Below are 25,490 nucleotides of genomic sequence, written 5' to 3' on the forward strand. Positions count from 1 at the left end.
CAGCCTTGCACGCTGTGCCGGGGATGACAAACGGCGCCGGAAGCGGCGCCAGTGCCAGCCATTCTACCTGCTTCCAGGCGGCTTGCCCGGAAGCAGCAATGCGCCAACTCGCTACCGCGCCTTATACGATGCCGCTGCTGCTGGCGCCCGCCTTGGGTGGGCGCGCCACGCCGCGCTGCTCCCGGTAGCCGCTGCCGCGGTAGCAGGCCACAGGGTCGATGGCGGCGCCCGAGCGCTGGCGTGCCATCGCCAGGATGGCGCTGACATCGGTGCGGAACGCCTGTTTCAGTGCTTGCGCCGAGGCGTGCACGTCGTTGGCTTCCTGGTAGTGGCGCAGGGCGGCGCGGTCGACCAGCGCGGACTGGATGAAGGCGCGCTGCACTTCGACGGCACTGCTCATCAGGCTTTCGATAGGGTCCGTCACATTGTGCGACTGGTCCAGCATGTAGGCGGGTTTGAAGGCGGCGCCCTCGCGCTCGGCGGCGTCAGCCAGTTCGTTGAACACGAGGAACAGCTGGAAAGGGTTGATGCTGCCCGAATCGAGGTCGTCGTCGCCGTACTTGCTGTCATTGAAATGGAAGCCGCCCAGTTTGCCGAACTGCGCCAGGCGCGCGACGATCATTTCGATATTCGTGTTCGGCGCATGGTGGCCCAGGTCGACCAGGCATTTGGCCTTCGGTCCCAGCGCGCTGGCGCAGGCGAAGCTGGTACCCCAGTCGGCGATCGTGGTGGCGTAGAAGGCCGGCTCGAACAGCTTGTGTTCGATAAATAACTGCCAGTCGGCGGGCAGGGCGCCGTAGATGTCGCGCATGCTGTCGAGGTAGCGCTCGAGCGCGCCGCGCAGATTGTGCTGGCCCGGAAAATTCGCGCCATCGCCCACCCACACCGTCAGCGCTGTCGAGCCCAGCGCACGCCCCAGTTCGATGCAGTCGATATTGTGCTCGACGGCCTGCGCGCGCACGGCCGCGCTGTGCGACGTCAGGCTGCCGTATTTGTACGACTGCGCCTGTCCGGCCTGGTCCTGGAAGGTATTCGAATTGACGGCGTCAAAGCCCAGGCCGTAAGCCTGGGCGGTCTCGCGCAGGGCGGCCGTGTCGCTGACCTTGTCCCATGGAAAATGCAGCGAGACGGCGGGCGTCGCTTGCGTCAGCTGGTTGATGACGGCGCAATCTTCGAGCTTTTCAAACACGTTGCGCGGTTCGCCCAGGCCCGGGAAACGGGCAAAGCGCGTGCCGCCCGTGCCGGTGCCCCAGCTGGGTACGGCCACGGCAAAGGTTTGCGCCAGCGCCGTCAGTTTTTCAATGTCCTGGCCGCGGCGGGCAAGCACGCCGCCCAGGGCCGCATAGTCGGCTTCCAGGTTCGCTTGCAGCTTGGCATTGTGGTCGGCCACCAGGCCGCTATCGATCATGGTATGCATCTTGTCTCCTTGCGCGCAGCGGCGCCATGGCCGGCTGCGTCGTTTTTTTAGATTAACGTGTAAATGCAGCCGCGTTGCCCGCGTCGACATTGATGATATTGCCCGTGCTCTTGGCGGCCTTGTCGCTGGAGAGGAAATACACGGCTTCGGCAATATCTTCCGGCAGCACGCTACGCTTGAGCATGCTGCGCTGGCGATAGAATTCCTCGATGTCGCCCGTCTCGATCTTGTTCGAGGCGGCCCGCTCTTCCTTCCACTTGCCATCCCAGATACGCGAACCGCGAATGACGGCATCGGGGTTGACCACGTTGACGCGGATGCCGTGCGGCGCCCCTTCGAGCGCGATGCAGCGGGCCAGATGGATTTCCGCCGCCTTGGCGGTGCAATAGGCCGAGGCGCCGGCCGATGCCACCAGGCCGTTCTTGCTGGCGACAAACACCATGCTGCCACCGAGCTTCTGCTGCTGCATGATGCGGAAAGCGGCGCGGCTGACGAGAAAGTAGCCGGTCACCAAAATCGACTGGTTGCGTTCCCACATCTCCAGGGTCGTTTCTTCCAGCGGCGCCGAGGAGGCGATGCCGGCGTTCGACACCAGCAGGTCGATGCCGCCAAAGCGCAGCGCGGCCGCGTTCAGGATGGCCTCGACGTCGTTTTCGGCCGTGATATTCGCCCGCACCGTGGCGATATTGTCGCGTCCCGCCACCTTCAGCAGGCTCTGCTCGGCCTCTTCCAGCGCGGCGCCGTCGATATCGGTCAGCATCACGCAAGCGCCTTCCTGCAGCAGCTGGCGCGCCACGGCCTGGCCGATGCCGCCGCCGCCGCCCGTCACCAGCGCAATGCGTCCGGCCAGGCTTTTGGGTTTGGGCATGCGCTGCAGCTTGGCTTCTTCCAGCAGCCAGTATTCGATGTCGAACGCTTCCTGTTCCGGCAAGCCCACATAGGTGTCGACGCCATTGGCGCCGCGCATCACATTGATGGCATTGACATAGAACTCGCCGGCGATGCGCGCCGTGGCCTTGTCCTTGGCGAACGACAACATGCCCACGCCGGGGATCAGATAAATGATGGGGTTGGCGTCGCGCACGGCGGGGCTGTTGTCGTGCTTGCAGCGCGTGTAATAGGCGAGGTAGTCGGCGCGGTAGGCGGCCAGCGCCTCGTCCAGGCCGGCGACCAAACGGTCAAAATCAGGATAGGCCGGATCGAAGTCGATGACGAAGGGGCGGATCTTGGTGCGCAGGAAGTGGTCGGGGCACGAGGTACCGAGCGCGGCCAGCGGCAGCAGGTCGGCGCTGCAAACGAATTCGAGCACGTTGGCGCTGTCGTCGAAGTGGCCCAGCTTGTACTCGTCCTGGCTGATCTTGCCGCGCAGCACAGGCATCAAACGCTGCGCCAGGGCCGCGCGCTCGTGCGCCGGCAAGGGTGCGGACTTGGCGCCGCCGAACGCCGGCTGCTTGGTGTTGGCGGCCAGCCAGTCTTCCGCGCGCTTGATGATGGCCAAGGTGGTTTCGTAGCAGGACTTGGCCGTGTCGCCCCAGGTAAACAGGCCATGGCCTTCGAGGATGATGCCTTTCAAATGCGGCTGCGACTGCGACAGCGCTTCGAGTTTGAGGCCCAGGTCGTAGCCGGGACGCTGCCACGGCAGCCAGCCCAGTTCGCCTTCGAAAATCTTGTGCGTCAATGCCTGGCTATTGGCGCAGGCGGCAATCGCGATCACGGCGTCCGGGTGCATATGGTCGACATGCTTGCGCGCGATATACGCATGCAGGGGCGTGTCGATGCTGGCCGCGCGCGGGTTCAGATTGAAAGTGCAATGGGGCAGGTAGGCAACCATTTCATCTTCCAGCGCCAGGCCACGGTAGCGGCCCTTCAGCGCGCGCAGCTTGTCCATGTACAGGGTGGAAAAGCCATCGAGCTTGATGCTGCCCAGGTCGCCGCCGGAGCCTTTCACCCACAGCACCTCGACCTCGTCGCCGGTCAGGTGATCCGTCATGCGGATCTTGGCCGAGGTATTGCCGCCGCCGAAATTGGTGATGCGCATGTCGGAACCGAGCAGGTTGGAACGGTACAGCAAAAGCTCCGGTTCGCTCAAGGTCGCGGCGTGCGCATCGTCCCATAGCGAGGCCATGGGCGCAGGTGGTGTGGTATCCATCGTGGCGGTCATACAGTGTCTCCATTCTTGGTTATGCGTGCGGATCGCCATGGCCGCATCTGTGTGCGGGACGCCATGACGGCAGCACTCAGTAGAAGCCAGCGTGCCAATCATGTCAATCAACAAGCAATCAAAAACGTGAGGGAAACGCAAATAATCACCAGGTTGATTGGAACTCCGATCACGCATTTGCGCGCTATCCAAATAATCACGATGTTGATTGATTGATTGTTGACATGCACTGCTCAACTGCTTAGGCTGGCTCACCGATAAAGAAGTCGTCCCCGGGCAGCTGGTACGGGAGAGGACTCAAAAAGGAGACAACGTGGTTAATCACAAACGCCGCAAAGGCTTGCTGAAACTACTCGCCGAGCATAGCGTGGCGAGCGTCGACCAATTGGTCGGCTGGCTCAATTCCTCGCCGGCGACGGTGCGGCGCGATATCGCCTGGCTGGCCGAGCGCAATTTGCTGACCCGCACCCGCGGCGGCGCCGAGAGCCTGCCGCAAAAAAAACAGCGCACGTTTGCGCTGTCGGGCGAAACCTTTCAAAACAACCTGGACCGCTGCGCCGCGCAAAAGCGCGCCATCGCCCGCCACGCCTGCGGCCTGTGCGCCGATGGCGACACCATCATCATCAATGGCGGCACCACCACCTATCGCATGGTCGAGTTCCTGGTCGACAAGCGGCTGAAAATCCTCACCAATTCATTCCTGATGGCCGAGCGCCTGCTGATGTCCAGCGAGAATGAAATCATCCTGCCCGGCGGCAAGGTGTATCGCGAGCAAAACGTCATCCTGAGTCCCTTCGACAACGACATCAGCCAGCATCATTACGCGGGAAAAATGTTCATGGGCGTGTACGGCCTGTCGATGCTGGGCTTGATGGAAGCGGATCCCTTGCTGATCCAGGCCGAGAAACGCCTGATCAGCCAGGCCGAGGAGTTGATTGTCCTGGCCGACAGTTCCAAGTTTGCCAGGAAGGCAGGCCTGATCCTGTGCGGCCTGAACCGCGTGTCCTGCGTCATCACGGACACGGGCGCTTCGGACGCGGCCGTGCAGATGCTGGAGCAGTCGGGCGTCAAGGTACTGGCTGTCGCCCCCGAGGCGATGACGGCGCCGCTGTCGCCGGCGGAGCAGGCATGGCAAGAGCAATAGGCAATACCTAGTCAGTGGAAAAAACAGAGGGCTGGAGACATGGTGTCTACCGCCCCGGCAGCAACAATAAAAAGGAGACGCGGCATGAAATTGAACAAAATGATGGTGACGGCATTGAGCATGTGCATGATCGGCTGCCTGGCCGCCAGTGCCCAGGCGGCGGAAAAAATCAAGATCGCCATGGTCGTCAAGAGCCTGGGCAACGGCTTCTTCGACGCCGCCCACGAAGGGGCGAACGAGGCGGCCAAGCAGCTGGGCGACGTGGAAGTCATTTACACGGGCCCCACCACGGCGACGGCGGAAGGGCAGATCGAGATCATCAGCTCGCTGATCAGCCAGAAGGTCAGCGCCATCGTCATTTCCGCCAACGACGCCAATGCGCTCGTGCCGATCACCAGGAAAGCCATGCAGCGCGGCATCAAGGTCATTTCCTTCGACAGCGGCCTGGCCAAGGAGGGGCGTTTGATGCAGCTGAATCCATCCAGCCCCGCGCTGATCGGCCAGAAGCAGATTGAAATGGCGGCCGACGCCATCGGCGGCACGGGCGACATCGCCATCCTGTCGGCCACGGCGCAGGCGACGAATCAGAACATCTGGATCGGCGAAATGAAAAAGACCCTGGCCCAGCCCGCGTATGCGAAGATCAAGCTGGTGGCCACCGTGTATGGCGACGACCAGTCCGACAAGAGCTACCGCGAAGCCATCGGCTTGTTGCGCAGCAACCCGAACCTGAAAGCCATCATCGCGCCAACCACGGTGGGCATCAATGCGGCCGGCAAGGCCGTGGTCGACGAGAAACTCGTGGGCAAGGTGTATGTGACGGGCCTGGGCTTGCCGTCGGAAATGGCCGGCCACGTGAAGAGCGGCGCCGTGAAAAGCTTTGCCATCTGGAACCCGATCGACCTCGGCTACGCCGCCACGTATGCCGCCCATCAATTCGTCACCGGCAAGGCCAGTGGCAAGCCGGGCGAAAGCATCGCCGTCGGCCGCATGGGCAAGCTGACTTTGGATGCCAGCGGCGAAGCGGCGCTGGCGCCGCCGTTCACCTACAACAAGGATAACGTCGACAAGTTCTCGAAGATATTCTGATTTGTTTGTGTACCGACGGCCGTAGGTCGGATCAGGCGCGAAGCGCCGTAATCCGACATCACCGGTAAAGCCAACAATGTTGTCGGGTTACGCGCTGCGCGCTAACCCGACGTGCGAATATCTCTCAAGTGTGAATGGCTATGTCACAGAATCCCCCTATTGCGCAGAACGCGGCGCCGGTGTTGCGCCTGCACGGCATCTGCAAGCACTTCCATGGCGTCACCGCGCTGAAAGACGTGGCGCTGACCGTACGCGCCGGTGAAGTCATGGCGCTGATCGGCGAAAACGGCGCCGGCAAGTCGACCCTGGTCAAGACCCTGACGGGCATTTATCAACCGGATGCGGGCAGCTTGGAACTGGGCGGCAAGGCTGTGCTGTTTTCCAACCCGCAAGATGCGATGGATGCCGGCATTACCGCCGTGCACCAGGAAACCATGATGTTCGACGAACTGACGGTGGCCGAAAACATCTATATCGGGCGCCAGCCGCAAACGGGTTTCCCGCCGCGCATAGACTGGCCACGCATGGCGGCCGAGGCCGAGCAGATCTTCGCGCGCCTGGAAGTGCAGCTGCCCGTGCTGGCCAAGGTGAAGGAACTGAGCGTGGCGCAACGCCACTTCGTGGAAATCGCGCGCGCCCTGTCGCAAGAGGCGCGCGTGGTGATCATGGACGAGCCCACCGCCTCGCTGTCGCAGCGCGAAATCCATGAGCTGTACCGCATCATCGCCCAGCTGCGCGCGGCAGGCACGGCGGTGATTTTCATTTCGCACAAATTCGATGAAATCTTTACCGTCGCCGACACCTATACGGTGCTGCGCGACGGCCATTTCGTCGCCGCCGGCGCACTGGCAGACATCAGCGAGCCGCAGCTCGTGTCGCTGATGGTCGGGCGCACCATTCAGCAAGTGTTTCCCAAGGTCGATGTCCCCCTGGGGCCAACCTTGCTGAAAGTGTCGCAACTGTGCCATGCAACGGAATTTCACGACGTCAGTTTCTCCGTGCGGCAAGGCGAAATTGTCGGCTTCTACGGCCTGGTCGGCGCGGGCCGCTCGGAAGTGATGCAAGCGCTGTTCGGCCTGACCGAGGGCGTGCGCGGCACGATCACCATCGCCGGCGAGGAAGTGCGCATCGGCTGCGCCAGCGACGCCATCCGGCACGGCATCGCGTATGTGCCCGAAGACCGCCAGCACCAGGGCGCGCACCTGTCGATGTCCATCGTGCAAAACATCACCTTGCCGATTCTGGACAGCATCGGCTTTTTCCTGCGGCCACGGCGCGCGCAGGAGACGGCCATCGCGCGCCACCTGAGCGAGCAGCTGGAATTGAAGGCCAGCCACTTTACGCAGATGGTGTCGGAACTATCGGGCGGCAATCAGCAAAAAGTCGTGCTGGCCAAGTGGCTGGCCACCAGGCCCCGCGTGATCATTCTCGATGAACCCACGAAGGGCATCGATATCGGTTCCAAGGCGGCCGTGCACCGCTTCATCAGCGAGCTCGTCACGCAAGGCCTGTCGGTGATCCTCGTCTCGTCCGAGTTGCCGGAAGTGCTGGGCATGGCGGACCGCATCGTGGTCATGCACCAGGGCCATATCCACCGCGTCTTTCCGCGCGCCCAGGCGACCCCGGAAAACGTCGTCGCCGCCGCGTCCGGCAGCGGCCATCCGATCGAGGAATTGACATGCGTTATCTGAAGCAACGTGAAATCCAGCTGGCACTGCTGATCGTGCTGCTGGTGCTGCTGGTGGGCCTGCGTTCGCCCGTTTTCCTGACCCCCGGCAGCCTGGCCAACCTGCTCACCGACAGCACCTTGCTGATCATGCTGGCGCTGACGCAGATGTTCGTCATCATCACGCGCGGCATCGACCTGTCGGTGGCGTCCAACCTGGCGCTGTCGGGCATGCTGTCAGCCTTGCTGGCCGTGCAGTATCCGCACTTGCCGCTGCCGCTGGTGGTGCTGGCGGCGCTGGGCATCGGCCTGCTGCTGGGCCTGATCAACGGTTACCTGATCGGCTACCTGGACCTGCCGCCCATTGTCGTGACCCTGGGCACCATGAGCGTGTACCGGGGCCTGGTATTCGTGCTGTCGGGCGGCGCCTGGGTGTCGTCGCACCAGATGCCGGCCGCCTTCATCGACTTTCCGCTGGCGCGCCTGCTGGGCGTGACGCACCTCGTGTGGATCGCGCTGGCGGCCATCCTGGCAACCTGTTTCCTGGCCCGCTACACGCGCTTCGGCCGCGACCTGTATGCGATCGGCAACCAGCCGCAGGCGGCCCGCTATGTCGGTATCGCCACGGCGCGCCGGCTGCTGTGGACGTATGGCCTGTCGGGCCTGATGGCCGGCCTGTGCGGCTATCTGTGGGTGGCGCGCTACGCCGTGGCGTATTCGGAAATCGCGTATGGCTTTGAATTTACCGTGATCGCCGCCTGCGTGATCGGCGGCATCAGCATCGCCGGCGGCGCCGGCACGGTGGGCGGCGCGGTGCTCGGCTCGCTGTTTTTGGCCGTCATCAACAATGCCTTGCCCATCGTCAAGGTCTCGCCCTTCTGGCAAAGCGCGCTGACAGGGATCGTGATCCTCACGGCCGTGCTGCTCAATGCGCGCGGCACCCGGAACATGGGCCGCCAGATCTTGCCGCTCACGCTGCAAGCCCCCTCGACCCGCAGGAGCGCCGCATGAACGCCACCTCACACACCTTGCACAGCGAAGCGCCGGACAGCGTACCCGTGCGCTCGCGCTACACCATCCTCGACCGCAAGGCGCACCGCATCGGCCAGTATTTCGCCCATTGGGAAGCGTTATTGGCGCTGCTGCTGATCGCCGTCTTCGCGGCCAACAGCGTGCTGCTGCCGAATTTCCTCGACGCCTACAATCTGGCCGACAGCACCTTCAACTTCAGCGAAAAGGCCCTGATCGCGCTGCCGATGGCCTTGCTGATCATTTGCCGCGAGATCGACATTTCCGTCTCCGGCATCCTGGCGCTTTCCTCGGTGGCGATGGGGTTTGCGCATCACCACGGCGTGCCGCCGCAAGGCTTGCTGTTCGTCGCGCTGGCCATGGGCGCCCTCTGCGGCTGCCTGAACGGCGTGCTGGTGACGTGCTTCGCCCTGCCGTCGATCGTCGTGACGATCGGCACCGTGGCCCTGTTCCGCGGCCTGGCCAGCGTGATCCTGGGCGATCAGGCCTACACCGGCTATCCGCAACTGCTGATCGACTGGGGGCAAGGCTATTTCTTCGACATCGTGCCGCGCCCCTTCGTCATCTTGCTGGTGTTTTGCGCGCTGTTTGCCGTGCTGCTGCATGCGACCAGCTGGGGCCGGCGCATCTTTGCCATCGGCTGCAATCCGGGCGCGGCGCGCTTTTCCGGCGTGGCCGTGGACCGCTACCGCTTCGCCCTGTTCGTGGCCACCGGCGCCATGGCGGGCCTGGCCGCCTGGCTGCTGACGGGACGCATCGGCAGCACGCGCCCGAACATCGCCATGGGCTGGGAACTCGAAGTGATCACCATGGTCATCCTGGGCGGCGTGAGCATCGCCGGCGGCAAGGGTAGCATCGGCGGCGTGCTGCTGGCCGTGCTGCTGCTGGGCATGGTGACATATGGCCTGGCGCTGCTCAATATTCCTGGCGTCATCATGACGATTGTCGTCGGCATCTTGCTGCTGATCACGATTGCACTGCCGCGCCTGTTGAACCGCAAGCACACACGGAAATAAACCATGCAACAGATCGCTTTCAAGATGCAGTTGAAACCCGGCCATGCCGCCGAATACCAGCGCCGCCACGACGCCATCTGGCCCGAGCTGGCCAGCCTGTTGCAGGAGTCCGGCGTGCGCGACTACAGCATCTTTCTCGATGAGGAGACGGGCGCGCTGTTCGCCGTGCTGCGCCGCATGGACGGCCACACGATGGAAGCGCTGCCGCAGCATCCCGTGATGCGCCGCTGGTGGGCGCACATGGCCGACCTGATGGAAACGCAAGCCGATGCCTCGCCCGTCGCCGTGCCTTTAACCCCCATATTTCACCTCGCGTAAGGACGGCCGTGACCATCGACGCCACCGTAGTACTCGATATCGGCAAGACGAATGCCAAGCTGACCCTGCTCGACGCCGCCGGCGCCATCCTGGCCGAAGAGCGCCGCCCGAACCGCATCGTGCACGCAGGGCCGTATCCGCACCACGATACGGAGCGCTTGTGGGACTGGCTGCAAACGGGCCTGGCCGCCTTTGCGCGCCTGGCCCACGTCACCGCCATCGTGCCCGTCACGCACGGCGCCACGGCGGCGCTGGTCGACGATGCCGGCCTGGTGCTGCCCATCCTCGACTATGAATCGACCTTGCCCCAATCGCTGGCGGCCGAGTATGCCAGCTTGCGGCCCGCGTTCGGCGACAGCCTGTCGCCGCAATTGCCCTGCGGCCTGAACCTGGGATTGCAACTGTTCTGGCTCGCCAGGACTTACCCACAAGAATTTGCCCGCGCGCGCCATATCCTGACCTATCCGCAATACTGGGCCTGGCGGCTATCGGGCGTGGCCGCCAGCGAAGTGACTTCGCTCGGTTGCCATACGGATTTATGGCGGCCGCAGCAAGGGGCCTATTCGTCGCTGGTGGAGACGATGGATTGGGCGCCGTTGTTTCCCCCACTGCAAGCGGCATGGACGGCGCTGGGACCCGTGCTGCCGCAGTGGCGCGAGAGCAATGGCTTGCTGCCCGATTGCCAGGTGCTGTGCGGCATCCATGACAGCAATGCCTCGCTGCTGCGCTATCTCGATGCGCAAGAGCAAGCCCAGCCGCGCACGGTCTTGTCGACCGGCACCTGGGCCATTGCCGCCGCCTTCGGCGCGCCCCTCGGCCGGCTCGATGAAACGGCCGACATGCTGGCCAACGTGCATGCGCTGGGCCAACCCGTGGCCTGCATGCGCTTCATGGGCGGGCGCGAATTTGCCGTGCTGGCGGGCAGCGAACCTCAAGTGTGCGGCGTGGACGATATCGCCCGCCTGGTCAGCCAGGGTACGCTGGCGCTGCCCTGCTTTGCGGAATCGGGCGGCCCCTTCGTCGGGCAGGCGGGGCGCATCGTCGGGCCGGCACCACGTACGGCCCAGGAACGCTATGCGCTGGCCACCCTGTATTGCGCGCTGATGAGCGACTATTGCCTCGATGCCCTCGGCGCACAGGGACCCGTGACGGTGGAAGGCAGCTTCACGGACAACCCGCATTTCGCCGCCCTGCTGGCGGCCTTGCGGCCAAGGCAGGAAGTGAGCGTATCGCAAGACGCCAGCGGCACGACGTGCGGCGGCTGGATGCTGCATCGCTGGGGCCAGGTACCGGCAATGGAGGCGACGGTGGAGCCCATGATGGAAGTGGATGGTTTGGCCGCGTACCGTGCGCAATGGAGGGCGATTTGCAGGTCGGATTAGGTCCGCAGGACCGTCATCCGACAACACCACCGGCACCGGCCAACAATGTTGTCGGGTTACGCGCTGTGCGCTAACCCGACCTACGCACTGCTGGTGTAAACGAAAAATGCCCTGTCCGCAGACAGGGCAACCCGGAGTAAAGTACAGCGCGAGGGGATTAACCGGCGGCTTTGACTTTCAGCTCGTTCTTGATTTCTTTCACGCCGCTCACGGAAGCGACGATCTGCACGACGCGGTCACCCGCTTCGGCGCTCGGCACGTCGCCCGACAGGACGACCACACCTTGCTGGGTTGCTACCTTGACTGGCAGGGCGGCGGCTTGCGCATCGGCGCTCAGGGCGGCCTTGGCCGAGGAAGTGATGGTTTCATCAGGGACGGCTGCGGCAGCGTTGGCGGCCACGACGGTGTCAGCAGGAGCTTGTGCTTTTGGTGCGGAGTCAGCGGCATGCGAAGCGGTGATCGAGGCGCCCGACAGAACGATAGCGGCAACCAGGGTATTGAACAGTTTCGAAGTTTGCATGGTAGTTCCTCTCAATGAAGTTAAAAGCTTCTTACTTGGATAAAGCAACACTTTGAAGCGTCACATCTACCCATACAGCAAGCGCCGTGCCAGCTTTTAAATTTCATTAAAAATCAATGACTTACATTCGATCTCAATTTTTCCAGCCCGTTTCGCGGCGATCTGGCCCGGAAAACGGGGCTTTTTGTCGCCTGGCAGCGACAGCTTGTGGCAAGAACGTCAATGTTTTACGCCAAGCCCCTGATTTTTAACGTTTTATTTTTGTCGCTATTCAGCGACAGGGTCGCCATCGGCCCGGAACAGGGCCGGCGTCAGCTCGTATTTCTGCAATAAGCGGTAGAACTCCGTGCGGTTGCGGTCGGCCAGGCGGGCCGCATCGGCCACGTTGCCGTCCGTCAGGCGCAGCAGCTGAATCAGGTAGTCGCGCTCGAAGCGCTGCTTGGCTTCGTTGTAGCTGAGCGCTTCCAGCGACGGCACGCGCAGCGCACGCTGCACCAGGGACAAGGGCACCAGCGGCGCCGTAGCCAGCGCGCACACTTGCTCGACGACATTGACCAGCTGGCGCACGTTGCCGGGCCATGGCGCCGCCACCAGGGCCGTCAAGGCATCGGGCGCGAAGCCGTTCAACGGTTTTTGATACTTGGCCGCCAGTTTCTGCAGGAAATGATTCGCCAGCAAGGCGATGTCTTCGCGGCGCTCGGCCAGCGGCGGCAAGGTCAAGGTCACGACATTGAGCCGGTAATACAGGTCTTCGCGGAATTGCCCCTCGGTCATCGCCACGTCGAGGTCGCGGTGCGTGGCCGACAAGAGCCGCACGTCCACCGGACGCGTCTGGTCGGCGCCCACGGGGCGCACGGCCCGCTCCTGCAGCACGCGCAGCAGTTTCACCTGCAGCGGCAAGGGCATGTCGCCGATCTCATCCAAAAACAGGGTGCCGCCATCGGCCGCCTGGAACAAGCCTTCGCGGTTGCCGACGGCGCCCGTAAACGATCCCTTCACGTGGCCAAACAATTCCGATTCCAGCAGCTGCTCGGGAATGGCGCCGCAGTTGACGGCGATGAATGGCGCCTTGGCGCGGCGGCTGGCGTTGTGCAGCGCGCGCGCCAGCAATTCCTTACCCGTGCCGCTGGGACCGCGTATCAGGATGCTGGCGTCGGAGCCCGCCACCAGCTTGGCTTCGGCCAGCAGCTCGGCCATCTGTGAACTACGACTGATCAGCTCGGCACGCCAGCTCTCGTCGCCGGACGCTTGCGCCGGCATGACGGTGGACAAGTTGATGGCATACGCCACTTTTTCCATCAGCAGCTTGCCGTCGAACGGTTTCGTCAGGTAGGCAAACGCGCCACGCGCCGTCGCGTCGACGGCGTCGGGAATGGTGCCGTGGGCCGTCAGCAGAATGACGGGCAGGGCCGAATGCTGGCGGCGGATTTCATCGAACAGGGCCAGGCCGTCGCGGCCCGGCAATTGCACGTCGGTAATGACCAGGGCCGGCAATTCCACGGCCAGGCGCGCCAGCGCCGCTTCCGCGCTGCCCACGGCCGTGACCCGATAATTGCCCGCCTTCAGGCGGATGGTCAGCAGGCGCAGCAGGTCGGGATCGTCGTCGACCAACAAGATGTGGGCATGCTCGCTCATTTCGGCGCTCCCGCGGCAGGGCGCACGGACAGGCTGCGCTCGATGTTTTTCAGCGCCTCGAGTTTTTCATTGAGCAAGTCGATGCGGCGCTGGGCGTCGCGCAACTGCGTGTTGAGCTTGTCGATGCTCTCTTCCTGACGGCGCAGCTCCGCATATTGGCTGCCCAGCAATTGCGCCAGCGGCGCCAGCAGTTGCGCATCCTTGCCCGTGGCCGTGGCCAGCGGTTCCAGCGAGGCTTGCGCGCGGGCCAGGTCGCCAGGGCCGCGCAAGGCCGCTTGCAGCATGGCACGGCGTATGGTGTTGTGCGGCGCATGGTCGGCTTTTGCCAGGTCCAGTTGCGCTTTTACCAGTTCCGACGGCGTCATCAGGCGCAGGGCGCTTTGATACGCGAGCAGTTCGGTCAGCTGGGGATCGGCCACCACCACGACGCGCGGCGGCGTTTGCACGAGCACGGGCGTCTGGACGGGGGGCTTGGCGGCGCAAGCGCCCAACAGCAATACGCAGGCGGCCATGGCGGCCAGGGAAATTCTCGTCATCATAAGGGCAGTTCTATCCGAAAATGCGCGCCGGCGGGGCGCGGTAAAAGAGTGACGCTGCCATCGTGGGCGGCGATATATTCGCGCACGATGGACAGGCCGATGCCATTGCCGTTACGCGCGCCGGCCGCCTGGCGCACTCCCTGGTAAAACGGTTCAAAAATACGCGCGGCATCCTCGGGCGCCACGCCGGCGCCCTCGTCGATGCAATCGATGCGCACGCGGCCGCCTGCGCAAGACAGGGCAAACCGCACGGTGCCGCCTTCCGGGCTGAAGCGCACGGCGTTCGACAGCAAATTGGCCAGGGCTGTCGCCAGCTTGTCGCGGTCGGCTTGCACGATCAGGGATACACCCTGCACCTCGACCGTCAACCGGCGCGCCAGCCATTGCAGGCGCTGCCCGGCCACCACATCTTGCAGCAAGACCAGCAAATCGACCTTGCTGTGCGCCAAGTGCTGGGCGTCAAAAGCGGCGGTATTGTAGCGCAGCAAGTCCTCGATCTGGGTTTGCAGGGACGCCGTGTTTTGCTGCAGGATGCCGGCGATTTCGCGCTGGCTATCGCTGAGCTTGCCTGCCACCTCGTCTTCCAGCAAGGCCACGCCTTCGCGCAGGGCCGCCAGCGGGGTTTTCAGCTCATGCGAAATATGGCGCAGAAAACGTTCCTTGTCGGCATCGAGGTCGGCCAGGCGCTGGCGCAGCCAGTCCAGCTGCTGGCCCAGGCGGCGCGTGTCGGCCGGGCCGCCGACGACGATGGGTTGATCGTAGCGCTTGTCACCGAGGCGCTCGATGGCCGTCTCGATGCGGCGCAGCGGACGCGACAACAGAAAGCCGAAGCAGGTGGCCAGCACGGCCGCCAGCAGCACGGCGCCGCCCACCAGCACGCCCAGCAGGCGGCGCTGGCGTTCCAGCTCGGCCAGCAGGGCATCGTTGCGGCTGCCGATTTCCGTCTTGCTTTCGCGCGCCAGGCTGTCATTGATCTGCGTCATGCGGGCAAACGCGCGGTACACGACGGCGTGGCCATCGCGCTTGCGGCGCTTGCCCGCCTGTAACACTTCCCAGGCCGATTGCGCCTGCACCGTCCATTCGTCGGCCAACTGGGGAGCGAACTCGGGCGTGGCCCGGTTCAGCACTTGCAGCGCCGCCGTCGCTTCGTCGCGGGCCGCCGCGAAACGCTCGCGGAACACGGGATCGTCCAGCACGAGGAACTGACGCGCGCTACGCTCCATGGCCAGCGTGCGCTCGGACAAGCGCTGCGACTGTTCCGTCAGGGCAATCGCCTGCGCCGCCGTCTCGCGCCCCAGCCGCGCCAGGTGCTCGAGGGTCAGCAGGGCTTGCACGGAGGTGGCCGTCAAAATGCCCGTCGTCAAAATGAAGGCGGCAAATAACAGTTGGCGAAAGGAAAGTCGGGACAAGGTAGGCGCCTTCGGTTCAGTCTGGAATGCAAAAGGCGCATGGTACGCTAAGCCTCCATTGCGGGGCGCCAGCTGTCAAAAATAGCCGATTTGACAACCTTGTTGCTTTTGCGCCCGACAAGCAAGCGTCGGCGGCGGCGCGCAGATACTCCTAGTACAATAGGGAAAAACTTCATACAGGCATCAAAGTGGCCCCCAGCCCTGGCATTGCGCCACTTTGCCCCCACATGTGATGCAGCCCCACCGACACTCCGAATCACCTACCGCAGAGATCCCATACCGCATGAGCACATTTGAAAAAGTCAGCAGCAACTTCATTCCAGTCTTGCAGGCAACCATCGAGCAATATGTCGAGCCAGCAACGGGCATGCGCCATATCCATATGCATACCGAGCAGGCTGAGATGGTGTTCCTGGTGGCCTTTCCCACTGTGCCCGAAGTGAGCGACGGACGCGCCCACATCCTGGAACACCTGGCCTTGTGCGGCTCGTCGCGCTACCCGGTGCGCGACCCGTTCTTCTCGATGCTGCGCCGCTCGACGGCCACGTTCATGAATGCGATGACCTATGCGGACCGCACCGTGTACCCTTTCGCCAGCACCGACCGCAAGGATTTCTTCAACCTGCTCGACGTCTACCTCGATGCGGCCTTCTTCCCGAACCTCGATTACCTGAATTTCCGCCAGGAAGGCTGGCGCCATGCATTCGAAGGCGACAAGCTCGTGTATCAAGGCATCGTCTTCAATGAAATGAAGGGCGCTTTCAACAGCCCCATGCGCGCGCTCGACAGCGGCATCGCCAGTGCCTTGCTCAAAGGAACGACGTATGAAGTGGAATCGGGCGGCGATCCGCTCGACATCCCCGAACTGACGCATGACATGCTGAAAGCATTCCACGCCAGCCACTATCACCCTTCGCAAGCCGTGATCATGACCGCCGGCAATATCGAAGCGTCGGCCGTGCAGGAACAAGTCGCCGAGCGCGTGCTGTCCAAGCTCAGCGGTTTCTCCGAACGCCGCCTGCCGCAGCTGGCGCCCGCGTGGACGGCGCCGCAGGAAAACATCGTCAAGATTCCGTCGCAGGAAGCGCGCGACGATGAGTTCGGTCTGCAATTCGCCTGGCTGATGGGCGAGTCGAGCGACCCCATCGCCTACTACCACGCACATCTGCTGTCGCACGGCTTGCTCGGCGAATCGTCGGCGCCCGTCATGCGGGCCATGGAATCGGCCGGCTATGGCCGCCCATCGGACATGAATGGCCGCGACGCGGGCATCCGCCAGATGGTGTTCCACATCGGCATGGAAGGGTTGACCAAAGAACAGATCGCCGATGCGCACCAGCGCATCTGGACGGCCCTGGAAGAGACGGCGGAAGAGGGCATTCCCGCCGCCGTGCTGCACGCGGCCTTGCGCGACATCAAGTACAGCCAGCGCGAAATCAGCAGCGGCCGCATGCCTTACGGCCTGGGACGCCTGCTGCACGCCTTGCCGCTGGCCATGTATGGCGGCGACGTGATGGACGCGTTCGACAATGCGGCCATCCTGGAAACCCTGGAACAGCAGATCGACGACCCGGCCTTCTTCAAGCAGCTGGTGCGCGAGCTGATCGCCAATCCGACCCGCCTGACGACGCACGTGGTGCCTGACAGCGCCTACTTCACGGACCGCGCCGCGCAGGAAGACGCCAAGCTGGCGGCCCTGCAAGCCACGCTGACGGATGCCGAGCGCGAGCACATCGTGGCCGAGTCCGCCGCGCTGGAAGCGCATCAGCAACTGCCATCGAATTCCGAAGTCTTGCCGCGCATTCGCCCTGGCGACGTCAGCGCCTTGCCGCGCCCGGCCTTGCCGATTCCGGCCGCCGTCGATGGCGCCGTGGCATTCAGCATTGCTTCCAACGGCATCAGCTATGCCAACGTGCTGTACGACGTGTCGAACTTGCCGGAAGCGTCGTGGCCATGGCTGCGTTTGTACACGGACCTGGCGCCGGAACTGGGCGTGGGCGACATGTCGTTCGACGACGCCAGCGCCTGGCGCCAGAGCATGGTGCCCTCGTTCCACATCGGCCTGGAAGCCATTCCCCGTCCGCAGCAAGCGATGCGCGTGGAACTGTCGTTCTCGGCCAGCGGCTTGCGCGAAGAACACGCGGCGATTGCCGCCGTGCTGTCGGCCTGGATCGCCAAGCCCCGCTTCGATGAAGAAGAGCGCCTGGCTTTCCTGATCGAAAGCCTGGTGCAAGACAAACTCTCCAGCCTGGCCGAATCGGGCAACCGCTACGCCATGCTGGCCTCGGCAGCTCCCCTGTCGCCCACGCGCCGCTTCGACGACATCGTCGGCGGCCCGGCAGCCTTGCCGTTCTACCGCCGTTTGCAGCAGCTGAGCAAGACGTCGGCAGGCTTGCAGGAAATCGCGCGCGAACTCGACACCTTGCACGCGCACATCATCGCCCAGCAGCCAACCGTGCTGTGCGCCGGCCTGGAACAGGATGGCATCACCCTGGCCCGTTTGCTGGAATTGCCGGCAGCGAGCACAGATGCCATCGCACCGGCGGAAACCGTCGCACCGGCCGCTTTGCCGCTGGCCAACACGGCCCTGCATGCGACAAGCCAGATCAACCATTGCTTCGTTTCCTGGGCCGTGCCGGGCGTGCACAATCCGGACGCTTCGGCCCTGGCCGTCGCCGCCGAACTGATGACCAACCAGGTGCTGCATACGGCCCTGCGCGAAAAAGGCGGCGCCTATGGCGGCAGCGCCAGCTATGCGGCCGGCGCCGGCACGTTTACATTGAGCTCCTACCGCGATCCGCGCCTGGCCGGCACGTTCGCCGACTTCGGCACGACGCTCGATCAAATCCTCGACGGCGATTTCTCGCAAGAACAAGTGGAAGAGGCCATCATCTGCGTCATCAAGGGCCTAGACAAGCCGCACTCGCCGTACGCGGAAGCGCTGACGGCGTGGAACATGCAGCAGCGTGGCACGACGGAAGCCGTGCGCCAGCAATTCCGCACCGGCGTGCTCAATTGCACCCTGGCGCAGATCAAGGAAGTCACGCGCACCTGGCTGAAAAACGGCCAGCCGAGCCGCGCCGCGTTTGCGGGCAATACGACGCAAGACCTGGCCGGGCTGGAAGTGGTCGATCTGCTGGCGCTGGCTTCTTAAGCTGGGCAGGCGGATCGTGTCGGATTACGCGGCGTGCCGCCGCTAATCCGACCTACGATGCTATTGGGGGACAGAATTAGGTTCCATGAACATCAGTTCCCACTGATGCCCATCAGGATCCTGGAAACTATGTCCATACATGAAGCCGAAATCCATCGGCTCCTTGTAGATGCTGCCGCCCGCCTGGACGGCCTTCGCCACCAGCTCATCGACTTCACCGCGGCTCTCTGCCGACAAACACACGAGCACTTCCGTCGCCACGGTGGTGTCGCACAGCTGCTTGGGCGTAAATTGCTTGAATTTGTCGTGCGTCAACAGCATGACGAAAATGTCGTCGGCAACGATCATGCACGTCGCCGTTTCATCGGTGAAATGGGCATTGAAACTGAAGCCCAGCGCCGTGAAAAACGCGACGGAACGTTCCAGCGACTGGACGGGCAGATTGACAAAGATTTTGCGGGCCATCATGTCTCCTTGTGGGTCGTATGAGTATGTGCTGCCCGCCGATTCTACACCGGCTATTCAGCCCTTCGCACGCGCCACGGTCTTCGGCGCGTAGCCGAAATAGCGGCTGAAGGCGGCGCTGAAATTGGCCGGGTGGCGATAGCCGGTTTGCCAGCCCGCCTGCGCCACCTGGCAACCATTTTCCAGCAGTAATTTTGCCCGCTGCATGCGTAGCGCCAGCAGGGTGCGCTGGGGGCTGTCGTTGTAGCGGTAGCGCCATCCCTGCTTGAGCTTGAACAAGCTCAGCCCCGCTTGCGCGCACAGGTAATCGAGCGTCAGTTCCTGCGCCATCTGTTCCTGCATCAGCGCGTGCACGCGTTCCAGTCTGGCGATATCGGTCTCGGACCAGCGCGGCACGGCAAAGGGCACCGGCCGCAGTGCCCGCAGTTGCTCCGCCAGCAGGCTGAGCACGCCGATATGCACGGCCAGCGGGTCCGTCGCGCTCAGCAGCGAGCGCGCGTGCAGGGCGCAGGCCGCCGTGGTGGCCGCATGCGCCAGCTGGCGCGCGCCGCCGTCGGGCAGCAAAGACGCCAAACCTTCCGGCCAGTAGCGCGCCAGCGCCTCTTCACCCACCAGCACGCGCAATTGCGCCGCCCGCTGATTCGCCTCGAAACGGCGCTCGCCGCTCGTGTGGCGAAACGCCGTCACCGTCGTATGGCCGCCCCGGAAACGCAATGATTCGCCATCGCGCGTGACGTAGGCGGACGCGCCTTCCAGGCCGATGGTGATCACCATGCCGCCCCCGTCGTCATGCTTCGATTGCTCGACGAGCGCCAGCCGCGGGCGGTAATCGGAATGCACAAGCAGCAAGCCCTGATCGACCTGGCGCTGGTCGGCGCGGCACTCGCCCATCCCCGGGTCCAGCTGGCGCCGCGTCCAGCCTGCCGCTTCCCTGTCCTGTTCCATCATCGCTCCTCCCTGTCCTTGCGCGCCGTCGCGCATACGAAATGCGCCGTGCCGCATACAAATGCAAATGATAATTATTCTCATTGTTGCATAAAATAGCTTCCATGCCCATCTCGCCGAAAGGAAGCACCATGCCGTTCACGTCGCAACACACTTTGCAACCGTACTGGGACCTGGCCGTCGCGCCTGTGCAGGCGGACGGGCTGGCCGCCGCCCTGGAACTGGGCATTTTCGATGTACTGGCCACACCGCACACGCCGGCGCAGCTGGCCGACACCCTGTCGCTGCATGCGCCGCACACGGCCCTGCTGCTGGAACTGCTCTGGAGCATGCAGCTGCTGGAGCGCGACGGGGCCGACGCAGATGCCCAGCGCTACCGCTGCACGGCCGCCACCTTGCAGTATTTCTGCCGCAACTCCGTGGCCTTTTGCGGCGACGCCTGGCTGTACCGGCTGCATGCGCTGCGCCACTTCGCCACGCAGCTCAGTACGCTGGTGCGCGACGGCGGCAAAGCAGCGCCGTACAGCACGGCCAATGGCATCAACTGGGCCGCCGCCGCGCAGCAGCAAATTGGCCAGGAACAACGCGCCGTCACCATGCGCGCGGCCCTGTCCGTGATGCAACGGATCGCCCCGTTTGCGGACGGCAGCACGCCCTTGCGCCTGCTCGATGTGGGCGGCGGGCCGGGCTGGGTGGCCATTGCGCTGGCGCAAGCCCATGCGGGCTTGCACGGCTGCGTTTTCGACTGGCCGGAAACGGTGGCCGTGGCGGCCGCCAACATCGCCCATGCGCAACTATCCGACCGCCTGAAAACGGTGGGCGGCGATCTGGGCTGCGACGATATCGGCAGCGGCTACGACCTGATCTGGTGCTCGTCCGTGCTGCATTTCGTGCCCGACATGGCGGCTGCCTTGCGCAAGATGCAGGCAGCGTTAAAACCCGGTGGCGTACTCGTCTGCGTGCAGGCGGAAATCGCCCCGGCGCCGGGCGATGCGGCGCGCGTGCTGCCGTATTACTTGCCGATGCGCATGCTGGGCCGCACGGTGACACGGCACGGAGAATTGGCGCAGCTGCTGCGCGACACGGGCTGGAAGCAAGTGGAGCAATACGGCGCCAGCGATTTTCCCATGGCGCCCGTGCAAGTGCTGATTGCTCGTACCTAACAATTACCATTTGGTAATTATCTTTTTTATAGCAAAAAGGGATGCAAATGCGCTAAGCTGTGCCAGCATTGATCGATGTCATCCGCAGCACTCCGCTGCCTCCACAGGGAATCCATCATGAGTCTACATATCGCAGGGAAAGTCGTTGTCATCACCGGCGCCAGCAGCGGCCTGGGCGAAGCCACGGCGCGCCATCTGGCTGCGCTGGGCGCTTCTGTCGTGCTCGGTGCGCGCCGCATGGACTTGCTCACCACCATCGCCGAGGAAATCACGGCGGCCGGTGGTCAGGCCGCCATCGCCCAGACCGACGTCACGGTGCCTGCCGACGTCAAGAATCTGATCGACACGGCCCTGGCCGTGTTCGGCAAGGTCGACGTGCTGATCAACAATGCGGGCCTGATGGCCATCGCACCGATGAGCGCCTTGCAAGTCGACGAGTGGAACAACATGATCGATATCAACATCAAAGGCGTGTTGAACGGCATCGCCGCCGTCCTGCCGCATTTCCAGGCGCAAAACAGCGGCCATTTCATCAATATCTCGTCGGTGGCAGGACAAAAAGTCTTCAGCCCGGGCGGCACCGTCTACAGCGGCACCAAGTTTGCCGTCAGCGCCATTTCGGAAGGCTTGCGCCATGAGCTGGCGGCCAGCGGCGGCACCATCCGCACCACCACCATCTTGCCGGGCGCCGTGGACACGCCATTGAGCGAGGGCAGCAGCCACGCCGAGAGCGCCAAGGCCGTCAAGGAGTTCTACGAGATTGCCATTCCCGCCGATGCCGTGGCGCGCGCCATCGCGTATGCGATCGAGCAGCCGGACGACGTGAGCATCAATGAAATCGTGCTGCGCCCGACGGCGCAGGCGTTTTAAGAGACATCTTGCTGCAGCGACTCGATGATCAGGCTGGCCAGGCGCTCGACGGGCGGCCTGGACACGCTTGAAGCACGCAGCAGTTCCAGCGACAGCGGGGGCAGGGCGGGCAAGCCCGCCGCCACGTGATCGAGCGCGCGTACGGTCGAGGGCAAGCCCAGACCCGTACGCACCGTCACGCCCAGCCCCGCTGCGGCCGCCGCCCACAGTCCGGCCAGGCTGGGACTGGTAAACGCCGTGCGCCAGGCGATGCCGGCCCGGTCCAGCGCCTGCGTGGCGCAGCGCTGGAACAGGCATTCGCGGTCGAACGCAATGAGCGGCAAAGGCTCGCCCGATTCGGGCCGCCAGGCCAGGCTGGACGAGGCGATCCAGCGCATGGCCGGTTCGGCGATATGCTGGCGCTGCTGCGGCGGATACTCGGCCACGTCGGCGATGCACGCGCCGCCCCACAGCAGGGCCAGGTCCAGCTGCCCCATGGCCAGGCCTTCCATCAAGGCCGTGTTGCGCGCCACGTGCGCCTCGATGCGCACTTTCGGATGCGCGCGGGCAAAACGCCCCAGCACGTCAGGCAGCAAGGCTTCGCCAAAATCCTCCTGCAAGCCCAGCCTGATCCAGCCTTCCAGTTCCGCGCCGCACAAGGCGACGGCCGCCTCGTCATTGAGTTCCAGCAGGCGGCGCGCATAGCCAAGCAAGACTTCGCCGGCCGGCGTCAGCGCCAGCCCCCGCCCATCCTTGCGGAACAGGGGCATGCCCGCCTGCTCCTCGAGTTTTTTCAGCTGGGCGCTGACGGCCGAGGTGGAACGCCCCACCTTGTCCGCCGCGCGGGCAAAGCTGCCCAGCTCGATGCCAGCCACATAGCTGCGCAGAAAGGCGATGTCGAAATTAAGCAAGCTCATGGCATCAATACAATCGTCCGGTTTTATGGGATGGTTTAACGTAAATTATCTGATATTCAGAATGATCGTACTGCGCAACACTGTCAGGGTCAACCACTTTCCTGTCCCGCCATGAGCACCAATTGCCAAGCTGTTCCTGTTCCTGTCTCCGCCACCGTGCCCGCGCCGGGCGACGCCCACCGCTGGAAAGTGCTGGCCGTCGGCGTGGCGGCCAATGCCAGCTTTTCCGCCGCCGCCAATGGCATGCCGACCACAGCCATCTGGCTGCGCAGCGGCTATCACCTGAGCAATACGGAACTGGGGGTGGCGCTGGGCGCCATGGGCTTGGGTGTGGCCTTGACCGAATTGCCGTGGGGCATGGCCACCGACCGATGGGGCGACCGCCCCGTGCTGCTGACCGGCTTGCTGGGCACCATGCTGGCGCTGTTGACCTTGCTGCTGTGGATCACGCCCGCTGACGGCGCCGTGCCGCCCCTGTGGGCGCTGGCGGCCGGGCTGGCGCTGGTGGGCGTGCTGGGCGGCAGCGTGAATGGCGCCAGTGGCCGCGCCGTGATGCGCTGGTTCGGCGCCGGCGAACGGGGTTTCGCCATGAGTATCCGCCAGACGGCCGTGCCGTTCGGCGGTGGCCTCGGCGCCCTCGTCCTGCCCAGCCTGGCATCGCGTTATGGCTTCATGCCCGTATTTGGCGCCCTGGCCCTCGTATGCGGCCTGTCGGCGTTTTTTACGTGGCGCTGGATGCATGAGCCCGATTTCTCTGCCGAGGCCGCCACGGGGCCGCACAACGCACCCACGGGCCTGATGAAAGACCAGGCAACATCGCCCCTGAAAAACCGCAAGGTCTGGCGCATGGTGGCCGCCATCGGCTTGCTGTGCGTGCCGCAGTTTGCCGTGCTCAGCTATGCCACCGTGTTCCTGCACGATGACGGCCACCTGGGCCTGGCGGGAATCACGGCCGTGATGGTGGCCTTGCAAGTGGGCGCCATGGTGATGCGCATCTGGAGCGGACGCCACACGGACCGCCACGCGAACCGGCCCGCCTACCTGCGCGGCTCGGCCCTGGTGGCGCTGGCCACGTTCATGCTGCTGGGCATGGCCGCCGCGTGCGATGCGCCGGGCTGGGTCTTGATGAGCGCCGTGGTGCTGGCCGGCATCGCCGTGTCCGCCTGGCATGGCGTGGCCTACACGGAGCTGGCCACGGAAGCGGGCGGCGCCAACGCGGGCACGGCGCTGGGCATGGCAAACACGGCCGTCTACGTGGGCTTGTTCCTCACGCCGATTGCCATCCCGCATTTGCTGGCGGCCAGCAACTGGCCCGTCGTGTGGTGGCTGGCGGGGCTGGTGGCGCTGCTGGCCCGCCCGCTGTTTCCGAAAGCCTAGGACAGCGCCCGGATCCGGTACACGCAGCGCATGGCATTGGCCAGCACGTGCTGCTCGCGCACGATGCTGGCGTTCGGCCCCACCACTTCCTGGAACAGCTGCAATTCGGAGCGGCAAAAGCCCTGGCAGGTGCGCGCGGCGGCGCAGATGGGGCAGTGGTCTTCGATCAACAGCCAGTCGCCGCCGTCCGCTTCCACGCGCGCCATATAACCCTCTTCGTCGCGCACGGCCGCCAGCTGCTGCAGCCGCGTGGGCAAGTCCGGCGCCGAGCACGCCAGCGCATATGCGCCGCGGCTTTCCTCTTCGCGCTGCGTGATGAGTTTATCCAGACCCGCTTCGCCGAACAGCTGGCGCACGGAACCGATCAGCTTGATCGTCAGCTGCGCATGCGTGTCGGGAAAGCGCGCATTGCCCGCTTCCGTCAAGACCCAGTTCTGGCGCGGCCGGCCGGCGCCCGCTTGCGCTTCCTGCCGTCCTTCAATGAGACCCGCCGCCACCAGCTTTTGCACTTGCTGGCGCGCCGCCTCGCCCGTCATATCCAGGGTCTTGGCCAGGATCGCCGTGGAGACGGGTCCCTTGGTCTTGATGAAATACAGGATGCGCTCCGTCGTTTGCGGTGCCTCGCTATTATCCAAACGTTTACTTGTGTAATTCATTTCACTCAACTATCATGGGGCCAGTTAACCAACTAATTGCTTGCATAATAGGCCGGTAGCTCCCCGCTGTCGAGGAGTTTCCACGTACGTATGCCAGCAAGACACTCTTTGGACGGGAATCCCATGCAGCTGCAGCACTCGATCTGGCTGTTTCACGCCATCCTCGCTACCGGCCTGGCCATCTGGCTCACCCTGGCCGCCATCAACAACCTGCACGCCTTCCACGGCTCCGTCTGGGCCATCGGCAACACCATGCGCATGGACCCGCTGCGCCAGGACCCGACCATCCAGACGCCGCTGCTGCGCCGCGCGCTCACGTCCTTGACCTTGCACCGGCTGTCGCTGGGCGTGGTGCTGACCTTGCAACTGCTGGCCGCCATCGCCGCCTGGACGGGCGTGGCGCTGTTCTTCGGCGCCTCGCTGACGCAGGCGCTGCCCTGGCTGAACCTGGCCCTGTGCGCCATGGCCGCCTTTTTGCTGCTGATGCACCTGGGCGGCCTGTGGTTCGGCTACTGGATCGCACAGGAAGGCTTGCAGACGACGCACCTGGTGCTGCTGCTGTGGACCATCGGCCTGTTCTTTCTTTTCAACGCGCAGCGGACCTGATCAGCCTCCGCTGCGCCTCTTCTTCCCAGTTGT

At 64.1% G+C, this 25,490-nt stretch carries 22 protein-coding genes; 12 read left to right on the forward strand and 10 right to left on the reverse strand.

The window, feature by feature from the left end:
* Positions 1–121: 121 nt before the first annotated feature.
* A complete protein-coding gene (gene rhaI / locus JAB6_RS13025; RefSeq protein ID WP_083292708.1) occupies positions 122–1,417 on the reverse strand; it encodes an L-rhamnose catabolism isomerase in 1,296 nt (431 codons plus the stop codon).
* Between the two features lie 52 nt (positions 1,418–1,469).
* Positions 1,470–3,578, reverse strand: a complete 2,109-nt coding sequence (locus JAB6_RS13030) for a bifunctional rhamnulose-1-phosphate aldolase/short-chain dehydrogenase (protein WP_083292709.1) — start codon at positions 3,576–3,578, stop codon at positions 1,470–1,472.
* Positions 3,579–3,891: 313 nt separating this feature from the next.
* Between JAB6_RS13030 and JAB6_RS13035 the strand changes: the two genes are divergently transcribed.
* From JAB6_RS13035 to JAB6_RS13065, 7 genes are all read left to right on the forward strand, one after another.
* Entirely contained in the window at positions 3,892–4,722 is an 831-nt protein-coding gene (locus JAB6_RS13035) for a DeoR/GlpR family DNA-binding transcription regulator (RefSeq protein WP_070303176.1), read from the forward strand.
* An 84-nt stretch (positions 4,723–4,806) separates the two neighbouring features.
* Complete coding sequence (rhaS, locus tag JAB6_RS13040) at positions 4,807–5,811, forward strand: rhamnose ABC transporter substrate-binding protein (protein WP_070303177.1); 1,005 nt, start codon at positions 4,807–4,809, stop codon at positions 5,809–5,811.
* A 140-nt stretch (positions 5,812–5,951) separates the two neighbouring features.
* Entirely contained in the window at positions 5,952–7,502 is a 1,551-nt protein-coding gene (locus tag JAB6_RS13045; RefSeq protein ID WP_070303178.1) for a sugar ABC transporter ATP-binding protein, read from the forward strand.
* Positions 7,490–8,488 carry an ABC transporter permease gene (locus tag JAB6_RS13050; RefSeq protein ID WP_070303179.1) on the forward strand — a complete coding sequence of 333 codons (999 nt, stop codon included), beginning with the start codon at positions 7,490–7,492 and terminating at the stop codon, positions 8,486–8,488. The genes JAB6_RS13045 and JAB6_RS13050 overlap by 13 nt, the downstream gene beginning before the upstream one ends.
* Positions 8,485–9,522, forward strand: a complete 1,038-nt coding sequence (locus JAB6_RS13055) for an ABC transporter permease (protein ID WP_070303180.1) — start codon at positions 8,485–8,487, stop codon at positions 9,520–9,522. Before JAB6_RS13050 ends, JAB6_RS13055 begins: the two co-directional genes overlap by 4 nt.
* 3 nt (positions 9,523–9,525) lie before the next feature.
* A complete protein-coding gene (gene rhaM / locus JAB6_RS13060) occupies positions 9,526–9,840 on the forward strand; it encodes an L-rhamnose mutarotase (RefSeq protein ID WP_070303181.1) in 315 nt (104 codons plus the stop codon).
* 8 nt (positions 9,841–9,848) lie between these two features.
* Positions 9,849–11,222 carry an FGGY-family carbohydrate kinase gene (locus JAB6_RS13065; RefSeq protein WP_139143378.1) on the forward strand — a complete coding sequence of 458 codons (1,374 nt, stop codon included), beginning with the start codon at positions 9,849–9,851 and terminating at the stop codon, positions 11,220–11,222.
* 157 nt (positions 11,223–11,379) lie between these two features.
* Here JAB6_RS13065 and JAB6_RS13070 read toward each other — a convergent pair whose 3' ends face one another.
* From JAB6_RS13070 to JAB6_RS13085, 4 genes are all read right to left on the reverse strand, one after another.
* Positions 11,380–11,742, reverse strand: a complete 363-nt coding sequence (locus JAB6_RS13070) for a BON domain-containing protein (protein WP_034752546.1) — start codon at positions 11,740–11,742, stop codon at positions 11,380–11,382.
* 267 nt (positions 11,743–12,009) lie between these two features.
* The gene (locus JAB6_RS13075) at positions 12,010–13,377 is read right to left on the reverse strand and encodes a sigma 54-interacting transcriptional regulator (RefSeq protein WP_070303182.1); all 1,368 of its coding nucleotides are present in this window, start codon (positions 13,375–13,377) and stop codon (positions 12,010–12,012) included.
* Complete coding sequence (locus JAB6_RS13080; RefSeq protein WP_070303183.1) at positions 13,374–13,916, reverse strand: hypothetical protein; 543 nt, start codon at positions 13,914–13,916, stop codon at positions 13,374–13,376. Before JAB6_RS13080 ends, JAB6_RS13075 begins: the two co-directional genes overlap by 4 nt.
* Positions 13,913–15,325, reverse strand: coding sequence for an ATP-binding protein (locus JAB6_RS13085; protein WP_070303184.1), 1,413 nt, complete (start codon positions 15,323–15,325; stop codon positions 13,913–13,915). Before JAB6_RS13085 ends, JAB6_RS13080 begins: the two co-directional genes overlap by 4 nt.
* Positions 15,326–15,608: 283 nt before the next feature.
* Here JAB6_RS13085 and JAB6_RS13090 point away from each other — a divergent pair, with 283 nt between their 5' ends.
* A complete protein-coding gene (locus JAB6_RS13090) occupies positions 15,609–18,479 on the forward strand; it encodes an insulinase family protein (RefSeq protein WP_070303185.1) in 2,871 nt (956 codons plus the stop codon).
* 60 nt (positions 18,480–18,539) lie between these two features.
* Here JAB6_RS13090 and JAB6_RS13095 read toward each other — a convergent pair whose 3' ends face one another.
* Entirely contained in the window at positions 18,540–18,944 is a 405-nt protein-coding gene (locus JAB6_RS13095; RefSeq protein ID WP_070303186.1) for a VOC family protein, read from the reverse strand.
* A 57-nt stretch (positions 18,945–19,001) separates the two neighbouring features.
* Entirely contained in the window at positions 19,002–19,925 is a 924-nt protein-coding gene (locus tag JAB6_RS13100) for an AraC family transcriptional regulator (RefSeq protein ID WP_254671608.1), read from the reverse strand.
* A 95-nt stretch (positions 19,926–20,020) separates the two neighbouring features.
* On the opposite strand from JAB6_RS13100, the gene JAB6_RS13105 reads away from it, so the two are divergent.
* A complete protein-coding gene (locus JAB6_RS13105; RefSeq protein WP_070303188.1) occupies positions 20,021–21,052 on the forward strand; it encodes a methyltransferase domain-containing protein in 1,032 nt (343 codons plus the stop codon).
* A 117-nt stretch (positions 21,053–21,169) separates the two neighbouring features.
* Positions 21,170–21,922, forward strand: a complete 753-nt coding sequence (locus JAB6_RS13110; protein WP_070303189.1) for an SDR family oxidoreductase — start codon at positions 21,170–21,172, stop codon at positions 21,920–21,922.
* Here JAB6_RS13110 and JAB6_RS13115 read toward each other — a convergent pair.
* Positions 21,919–22,818 carry a LysR substrate-binding domain-containing protein gene (locus JAB6_RS13115; RefSeq protein WP_070303190.1) on the reverse strand — a complete coding sequence of 300 codons (900 nt, stop codon included), beginning with the start codon at positions 22,816–22,818 and terminating at the stop codon, positions 21,919–21,921. The genes JAB6_RS13110 and JAB6_RS13115 overlap by 4 nt on opposite strands.
* Positions 22,819–22,929: 111 nt before the next feature.
* Between JAB6_RS13115 and JAB6_RS13120 the strand changes: the two genes are divergently transcribed.
* Complete coding sequence (locus JAB6_RS13120) at positions 22,930–24,195, forward strand: MFS transporter (protein ID WP_070303191.1); 1,266 nt, start codon at positions 22,930–22,932, stop codon at positions 24,193–24,195.
* Here the strand turns inward: JAB6_RS13120 and JAB6_RS13125 are convergent.
* Positions 24,192–24,851, reverse strand: coding sequence for a metalloregulator ArsR/SmtB family transcription factor (locus JAB6_RS13125; protein ID WP_070303192.1), 660 nt, complete (start codon positions 24,849–24,851; stop codon positions 24,192–24,194). The genes JAB6_RS13120 and JAB6_RS13125 overlap by 4 nt on opposite strands.
* Positions 24,852–24,974: 123 nt before the next feature.
* On the opposite strand from JAB6_RS13125, the gene JAB6_RS13130 reads away from it, so the two are divergent.
* On the forward strand, positions 24,975–25,457 hold the full coding sequence (locus tag JAB6_RS13130; protein WP_070303193.1) for a DUF2165 family protein: 483 nt from the start codon (positions 24,975–24,977) through the stop codon (positions 25,455–25,457).
* The last annotated feature ends 33 nt before the right edge of the window (positions 25,458–25,490 follow it).

The organism is Janthinobacterium sp. HH104, from assembly GCF_001758715.1.
In the GTDB taxonomy this organism is placed as follows: domain Bacteria; phylum Pseudomonadota; class Gammaproteobacteria; order Burkholderiales; family Burkholderiaceae_D; genus Janthinobacterium; species Janthinobacterium aestuarii.